A 7,978-nucleotide genomic window follows, 5' to 3' on the forward strand; every position below is an offset into this window, starting at 1 on the left:
ATACAGTTCTGGCAGCAGATTTTGTCGATTTGGAATGTGCAGTATCGGCAAAATCCCGTTGATGGGCACACGTGTGCGAACCGTAACCCTGAGCACATTCTTTATTCCGTTTACGACAGCCCGGAATTGACTTTTTACCGCATGACCGATATAATAATAGGGCTGTCCCTATCAAGGCAGATAGCTTTGCGGTTTCTATGAAAGACCGCGTGGAGGAATTATGAAAACAGAATATCTGATAAAAATTGGTTCTGTCGCGAAATGGCTGGTGCCGTTTTTTGCAGCGGTGGCGCTGCTGAACGCGTAGGTTTTAAGTGGGCAGAATAAAATAGAAAGGCTGGGAAGAAGCTGGGAGATGCATCACGGATTCTGACACAGCGGAAAGGAGAAGAGATGCAGTTAGTTCAGTTAGATATGAAGCAGATATCGAGCGAGGCAGAGATTTACGACTGCCTGGTCGGTCAGATGAATTTTACCAATGCCGATGAAAAACCGGAATGGATGAATGTGATTGAGATGAACGAGCGGGATCCGTATGAGATGGATACAGAAGAACAGCCGGAGGATCCGGAGTTTAAGAAAATTCTGGAGACACCGGAGAAGACATTGGATGGTCTGGTACAGATGCTGGCTGCCCGCCTGGCAGATGATTACTGCCTGGAAGTAATCCGGGATGAAGCGGCGGATGATGAGAAGAAAGAACTGGAAAAACGTCTGGAACGCGCACTGGAAGATGCGGCGCGCACAATCGATGAAAGAGACGGGAAATTGTATGCAATACTTGAGGATACAAAACCCATGGCATTCTCCGTTATCTGATGAGCCGGAAGAAGGATTGATTCCATGTGAGGTGGTTCGGTCTTCCCGGAAGACGATTGCCATCCAGATCACGGCGGAAGGACGCCTGGTACTCCGGATTCCGAGGAGAGCTTCGGTGCAGGCTGCGATGCGGTTTGCCGAGGAACACCGCGACTGGATTGAAGTCCATTATAAAGAAGCGGTGGAACGCCAGAGGAACCGGAAAACATATGGAGCGGAAGAAATCCGAAATTTCACAGAAAAGCTGCGCCCGGTGCTCATGCCCCGGGTTGCTTTATATGCGGCGTGCATGGGCGTAACCTATGGAAAAATCACAATCCGGAACCAGAAAACGCGTTGGGGAAGCTGCAGCGCAGCTGGAAACCTAAATTTTAACTGGCGGCTGGCACTTTTGCCGGAGGATCTGATGAATTATGTGATTGTCCATGAGCTGGCACACCGACTGGAAATGAACCATTCCGCGCGTTTCTGGACGCAGGTGGAGAAGATACTGCCGGACTGGCGGGAACGGCGCAGGCGGCTTAGGGAGTATGTGATATAGAAAAGAAGCACAGACATAGATGTACTCTCGGAATCTTTCTGTGCTTGATTTTGAGAGATGATTTTTTGTCAGTTGTGCCCAAATTTCTGAGGCGTACGCGGTGCGTACGTTGATGAAATTCGGGTGCGGCTGGCGGAAAATCAGCCACAAAAGCAAATACAAAAAGACTCCGAGAGTACATTTGTATAATATCCTCAACGGCTGCTTCTGCCGTATTTCTTTTTCTCTTTTAATTCCTGATACATCAAACGGTAATTGTCATACCGGCTCTGCCCGATCTTATGCTCCTGCACCGCCGTCTTGACGCCGCATTCGCGCTCGCCAATGTGGACACAGCCTAAGAAACGGCATTCATCCTCATATGCCTCAAATTCCGGGAAAAAGTCCTTGAGCGCCTCCGGCTCCAGATCCTCGATATAGAGAGAACTGAACCCTGGCGTATCCATCATATAGGTGCCCTCTTCCACGAAAAACAGTTCTGAATGGCGCGTCGTATGTTTGCCCCGGCGGATCTTCTCACTGATACCGCCCGTCTCCATCTGTGCCTCCGGCTGGATAAAGTTCGTGATCGACGATTTTCCGACACCCGAAGGTCCTGCTAACACCGTTGTTTTCCCAATGATCAACCGATGAAACTCCTCCAGCCCTGATTTTTCGTAGGTGCTGATAAAATGCACCGGATAGCCCGCCGGTTCATAGATCGCACGCAGCTTCTCCTGCTCGGCTGCATCGACCAGATCAATCTTGTTGAAACAGATGCTGACCGGAACTTCCTGCCGTTCCATCATGACGAGGAAGCGGTCGAGAAGGTTTAAATTTGGCATCGGATCGGTGATGGCAAAAACCACCACCGCCTGATCAACATTTGAAACCGCCGGGCGGATCAGACGGTTTTTACGAGGAAGGATCTCATCGAGATTGCCTGTCGCCTTCTCCTCATCGAGAACACTGATCTCCACGTCATCGCCTACCAGCGGCTTGATGCCGCGATTTCGGAAAATTCCCTTTGCACGGCATTCATATACCTTTCCAATACCGTCGTGTACATAATAGAAACCGCCGATCCCTTTAATTATCTTTCCCTGCATATCTGTACCTTACAACTACCTCTTATTAATTATCTGAAACTTCCACAAATTCAAGCTGATACGTTTTTAGAACCCGATCGTTCGTCAGATCGAGGATCTGCAGCTCGCCTGTCTGCACACCGTCCGCTCCCTCGATATTATAATGAATCGGAAGCGTGATATCGCCGCCGATCTCCCTCGGTTCCATGACCGTCTTAGTCACAGTATTGCCGGCAATTGTCTGCTTCATCACAATACTGACGCGGATATGCGTATCTCCGGAACTTGGTCCAAACAGTTCACTCATCTGGAATTCATCGTTGATCGCCGCCACATAGCGGGTTCCTTTTCCCAGACTGACTGTATAGCCAATGGCACTTCCCTCTGGTGTATCTGTTTTCTCCAGGACATCCTGACTGATGATCCTGCCCTTTGCCACTTCCGAACTCTTCGCTTCCTTGCGCTCGCCAAGCTCTAATCCGACCGCTTCCAGAACAACTTTTGCATTTTCCTCTGAAAGCCCTGTAATCCTCGGCATCGGTACCGTCGGTACGTTCGGACCTGTGCTGACATACAGCGTCACCGTACCGCCCGGATCCACGCTGGACGGGCTGTATCGGATCACTATACCGGAGGCAACCGTATCACTGCTCTCTTTCTGCACTACTACGGTCAGTTTATTTTCTTCTGCCAGAAGCGTCTCTGCATCCTCGCCGGACATCTCTTCCAGTCCAAGTTTCGTCAAATCTATTGCCTCATTGCCTTCTCCGATCGTGACGATAACTTCCGTCTGTTTCGAGACAACCGTGCCGCTGGCAATACTCTGACCGATGACCTTCCCTTTTTCAGAGGTTTCCGACTTTGCATATTCATAACGGATTTTCAACGACTGCTTTTCCAATGCTGTCTTCGCCTCATCCTCCGTCATGCCGTCCAGCGACGGAACCCTGCACTCCGTTGATTCCAGACTCTCGCTCTCAGACGCCTCCGAAGAAGCTTCAACGGTCGTCTTCGGAGACTTCTGACTACCAGAGCCCAGATTAAAGATGCCTGTCAACTTCGCAGCAATGACAATCACAACCACCACAATCAATACGGCTGCACCGATTCCAATCATCGTAAGCAGGCGCTCCATCTGCGGATTGACATCCTCGCTGTCTTCTTCTATACGGCGTCCCTTCCGCCTACGGTCTGGGCGCCTTGAGGTTTCTTCCTCATAGACATCCGTCTCTTCTTCCCGCCAGCCTTCTATCTCTTTCTCCGGCTGTTCCGGCTCTTTCCAGACTACCTCACCACGTTCATTTTCTGTCGGAACCGGTCCGGTCTTTTCACTCACTGCCGGATGTTCCATCGTCTGTTCCAGATTTCGATTTCTCTGTGCCTCCATCTGGCGGTTCAGTTCCTCTGCCCCGCGCACGACTGTCGGGGAATTTTCATCAAATTCCGGTTCTTTTTTCAGAAAATCATCGTTTGGATCCACCAGCGCATGGCGCAGATCCGCGATCAGCTCATACGCATTCTGGTAACGGCGTTCCGGCTTTTTCTGGGTACATTTTAAAATAATGCGGTCCAGGCTTGCCGACACCTCCGGGTTGATGCGGCTCGGCGGCTGCACCGGTTCTTCCAGATGTGCCAGTGCCACTGAAACCGGAGTATCCCCGTCAAACGGAAGTTTTCCTGTTAGCATCTCATACATCGTGATTCCCAGTGAATACAGATCGCTTCGTCCGTCGCTATAATTTCCTTTTGCCTGTTCCGGCGAGATATAATGCACGGAACCGACCGCATTGACCCCGATCGTCTGGGACGATACAGCCCTGGCAATACCGAAATCCGCCACCTTCACCTTGCCGTCACGCGATATAATCATATTCTGCGGTTTGATGTCCCGGTGCACAATATGCTGGTCATGCGCCGCTGCCAGCCCCTGCGCTACCTGGATGGCAATTCCAATCGTTTCTTTGACGCCCAGATGACCTTTCTTGAGAATGTAGCTTTTCAGCGTGATTCCCTCGATGAGTTCCATGACGATATAATGAAGACTGCCCTCATCCACAACGTCATAAACACTCACAATATTTGGATGGGAAAGCCCTGCCGCCGCCTGCGCCTCCATCTTGAATTTGCTGACAAAATTCGCATCCTGGCTGTACTCATCCTTTAAAACCTTGATCGCCACCAGACGGTTCAGAGTGTGGCATTTTGCCTGATACACCTCTGACATGCCGCCCGTACCAATCAGTGAGAGGATCTCATAGCGATCCTGCAGATAAGTTCCCGGTTTCAGCATCATGATTCTCTCACCTCCTTGATCTGCGGGTCAATCAATATGACCGCGATATTATCTTTCCCGCCGTTCTGGTTTGCGAGCGCCGTGAGCGCCCTTGCCTTGGTATCCAGGGTTCCCGGCAGAAGCACCATCCGGTAAATTGCTGAATTATCCACCATATTGGTTAACCCGTCCGAACACAGCAGTATGTAATCGCCCGGGTTCAGTGAAACCTCAAAGAAATCCGGCTCCACATGCCCACCGATCCCGACTGCGCGGGTAATGATATTTTTCTTCGTCTCATATTCCCGGCTGCCGCGGCTCATCTGTCCCAGCGAGACCATCGCCTCCACGTAGGAATGATCCCGGGTAATCTGATGAATGCCGGAGCGCTCAATCCGGTAGAGACGGCTGTCCCCCACGTTTGCCACATAGAGTGTATTTCCCTGAATGGAAGCCGCTACCAGCGTTGTTCCCATGCCGGCAAGCTCCTCGCGCTCACAGGAAAGGGAATAAAGTTCCTGATTGACTGCCTCGATCCCCTTTCGAAGCGCCGCGACCGGCTCATTCTCACCACTCTCTTTGATATATTCCGGCATATGCTCGATCAGATAGCGCGAAGCGAAATCTCCCGCCTGATGACCGCCCATTCCGTCCGCCACGACAAACAGGTTGGAGAGTTCTCCCACCGGCTCCGTGCTGGCAAACTGGGCGTCCTGATTGACCTTACGCATTTTTCCGATATCCGTCAGTGCGTATGCTTTCATTTGACCGCCGCACCTTCTTTCTCCTGCTCTTTATCCATATAGCTCTTCCGGAGCTGTCCGCAGGCACCGTCTATGTCGCGCCCCATCTCGCGCCGGATTGTCACATTGATTCCCTTAGATTCCAGACATCCCTTAAATGCTTCGATCGCTTTCCGTCCCGACTGTACATAAGAGCGCTCCTTGATCGGATTGACCGGAATCAGATTCACATGCCCGTGCTGATCCTGAATCAGCGCCGCCAGCTCGCGCGCCTCGTCCAGATTGTCGTTGACTCCCTGCACCAGGCTGTACTCAAACGTCATGCGGCGTCCCGTTTTTTCAAAATAATAATGACAGGCCGCCAATACATCCTTTAACGCATATGTACGCGCGATCGGCATCAGGCTCTTCCGCACCTCGTCATTCGGCGCATGCAGAGAAAGTGCCAGCGTGATGGTCAGTCCCTGATCTGCCAGCTCCCGGATCTTCGGAACCAGCCCACAGGTGGAAACCGTCACATTCCGCTGACTGATATGCAGTCCGCCTTCCTCCGTCAAAAGATGGATAAAGCGGATCAGGTTATCGTAATTGTCCAGCGGTTCACCCGATCCCATCACAACCACGTTGGAAACGCGTTCGCCTGTATCGCGCTGAATCTGATAAATCTGGTCCAGCATCTCCGACGGGCGCAGGTTCCGTTCCAGGCCGTCCAGGGTCGAAGCACAGAAACGGCAGCCCATCCGACACCCCACCTGCGAGGAAATACAAACGGAATTTCCATGCTTATAACGCATCAGGACACTCTCGATGACATTGCCGTCCGCGAGGCGGAACAGGTACTTGCGGGTTCCATCGATCTGCGAAATCTGCACCCGTACCTTTTCCAGCGATACATACTCGCACGCGTCCTGCAGCTTCTGCCGGAGTACCTTGGAAAGGTTTGTCATATCGTCAAAGGAAGATGCCAGTTTTTCATGCATCCACTGATAGATCTGGGCGGTCCGGAATGGTTTTTCGCCCAGACTCACCAAAAAGGCTCGCAGTTCCTCCTGCGTCATTGATTTTATATCCTGCTTTTCCATATCGGACTGCCTCCCTCTCTCCTATATGCACTCTCGGAGTCTTTCCTATATTTATTCATACACTGTTCCGTCCAGTTATCCTTTTCTTTTCATCACAGAGATGAAAAATCCATCACACGGATGAACGCCCGGATAGAGCTGGATGTATCCCTCTTTCAGGCTGTCTTCCTGAAAATCAATCCCCAGACGACCACTGATATCAACCGGCTCAAATGGATATTCGTTTAAAAACCATGCCCTGTTTTCATCATTTTCCAGACGGTTGACCGTGCAGGTGCTGTAAACCAGCGCTCCACCCGGCTTCACGTACTGCCAGACCACCGACAGCATCTGCCGCTGCAATGCAGCCAGGTCCCGGATTCCGTCCATTGAAGCGTTGTATTTGATATCCGGCTTGCGTCCGATAATGCCAAGTCCTGAACACGGCAGATCGGCAATGACCACATCCGCTTTCTGCTCCATCGAAGCATCGAATTCACACGCATCAAAGGCGCAGGCAGAGACGTTTGTACAGCCGCTGCGGGCAATATTCTCCTTGATCAAAGATACCTTGTAATCACTCACATCCCGGATCTCAACCTGTCCAGTTCCGTGCAGCAGATCCGCCGCATGAAGCCCTTTTCCACCCGGCGCCCCACAGACATCGAGTACAAAATCACCCTCTTTAATACCCGCCGCATCACCAGCCAGCGACGAACTCAGATCCTGAATCCGGATTAGTCCTTCGCGGAACGCATCCAGACTCTCTGGATAGTCCACTCCCGTCAGACGGTAAACGCCGCTTCCCGCCGCTGTCTCCTCTGCCGTCACGCCCTGGGCGGACAGGGAGGCAAGAATCTCTTCTTTCCCTGCACGGCTCTCGGCAAACCGCACCATAAACGGACGTTTCTCCAGACCAGCCTGTGCCATCCTGTGCGTCGTCTCTGCCCCATAGTTTTCCTTCCAGAGAGATAAAATCCAGTCCGGCATTGAATACCGCACTGAATCATCCGGGAAGGTCAATTTGCCTTTTCCACGCGCCACAGAACGCAGCACACCATTTACAAAGCCGGAAAGTCCGGAAAATCCGCGTTTTTTCGCAAGGCGCACCGCCTCATTGCACGCCGCTGAATCCGGTACACGGTCCATATAATAAATCTGGTACACGCTCATCCGCAGAAGTGTGCGGATAAACGGTTTCATCTTATGAACTTTTGTTTTGGAATATGCGTTGATAATATAATCAATCTGGATTTTATACTCCACCGTCCCGTCCACAATCCGTTTTAAAAACGAGCGGTCTGATTTTTCCAGATACTGATATTTAGAAAGAGCCTGAAAAAGGGCCAGATGTGTATACTGTCCCTTTTCCAGAATCTCGGTCAAAATTTCGGCCGCTATTTCACGCAGCGCAGTTCCATCAGTCATCGCGTCGTCCTCCAAATAATATAATCAGACGCAGAAGCTGTAAAATC

Annotated in this window: 7 protein-coding genes; 2 read left to right on the forward strand and 5 right to left on the reverse strand. The window is 51.3% G+C overall.

The genetic code is table 11. From position 1 onward, the window contains the following. The first annotated feature begins 393 nt into the window (after window positions 1–393). Together QVO97_RS01660 and QVO97_RS01665 are read left to right on the forward strand one after the other, a co-directional pair. Window positions 394–819, forward strand: coding sequence for a hypothetical protein (locus tag QVO97_RS01660; RefSeq protein WP_022358685.1), 426 nt, complete (start codon window positions 394–396; stop codon window positions 817–819). After that, the gene (locus QVO97_RS01665; RefSeq protein WP_369678365.1) at window positions 782–1,360 is read left to right on the forward strand and encodes a M48 family metallopeptidase; all 579 of its coding nucleotides are present in this window, start codon (window positions 782–784) and stop codon (window positions 1,358–1,360) included. The genes QVO97_RS01660 and QVO97_RS01665 overlap by 38 nt, the downstream gene beginning before the upstream one ends. A gap of 194 nt (window positions 1,361–1,554) precedes the next feature. On the opposite strand, the gene rsgA is transcribed toward QVO97_RS01665, so the two are convergent. The 5 genes from rsgA to rsmB all read right to left on the reverse strand — a co-directional run bounded on the left by rsgA (window position 1,555) and on the right by rsmB (window position 7,931). Then, window positions 1,555–2,448: a ribosome small subunit-dependent GTPase A gene (gene rsgA, locus QVO97_RS01670; protein ID WP_022358687.1), complete on the reverse strand. Its 894-nt coding sequence runs from the start codon at window positions 2,446–2,448 to the stop codon at window positions 1,555–1,557. A 25-nt stretch (window positions 2,449–2,473) separates the two neighbouring features. Further along, complete coding sequence (pknB, locus tag QVO97_RS01675; protein ID WP_022358688.1) at window positions 2,474–4,720, reverse strand: Stk1 family PASTA domain-containing Ser/Thr kinase; 2,247 nt, start codon at window positions 4,718–4,720, stop codon at window positions 2,474–2,476. Continuing rightward, entirely contained in the window at window positions 4,717–5,463 is a 747-nt protein-coding gene (locus tag QVO97_RS01680; protein ID WP_022358689.1) for a Stp1/IreP family PP2C-type Ser/Thr phosphatase, read from the reverse strand. Before QVO97_RS01680 ends, pknB begins: the two co-directional genes overlap by 4 nt. Continuing rightward, on the reverse strand, window positions 5,460–6,524 hold the full coding sequence (gene rlmN / locus QVO97_RS01685; RefSeq protein WP_022358690.1) for a 23S rRNA (adenine(2503)-C(2))-methyltransferase RlmN: 1,065 nt from the start codon (window positions 6,522–6,524) through the stop codon (window positions 5,460–5,462). Before rlmN ends, QVO97_RS01680 begins: the two co-directional genes overlap by 4 nt. 75 nt (window positions 6,525–6,599) lie before the next feature. Further along, a complete protein-coding gene (gene rsmB, locus QVO97_RS01690; RefSeq protein ID WP_022358691.1) occupies window positions 6,600–7,931 on the reverse strand; it encodes a 16S rRNA (cytosine(967)-C(5))-methyltransferase RsmB in 1,332 nt (443 codons plus the stop codon). Between the last annotated feature and the right edge of the window lie 47 nt (window positions 7,932–7,978).

The sequence above is a fragment of the Clostridium sp. CAG:43 genome (assembly GCF_000434655.1).
Lineage (GTDB): Bacteria > Bacillota > Clostridia > Lachnospirales > Lachnospiraceae > Otoolea > Otoolea fessa.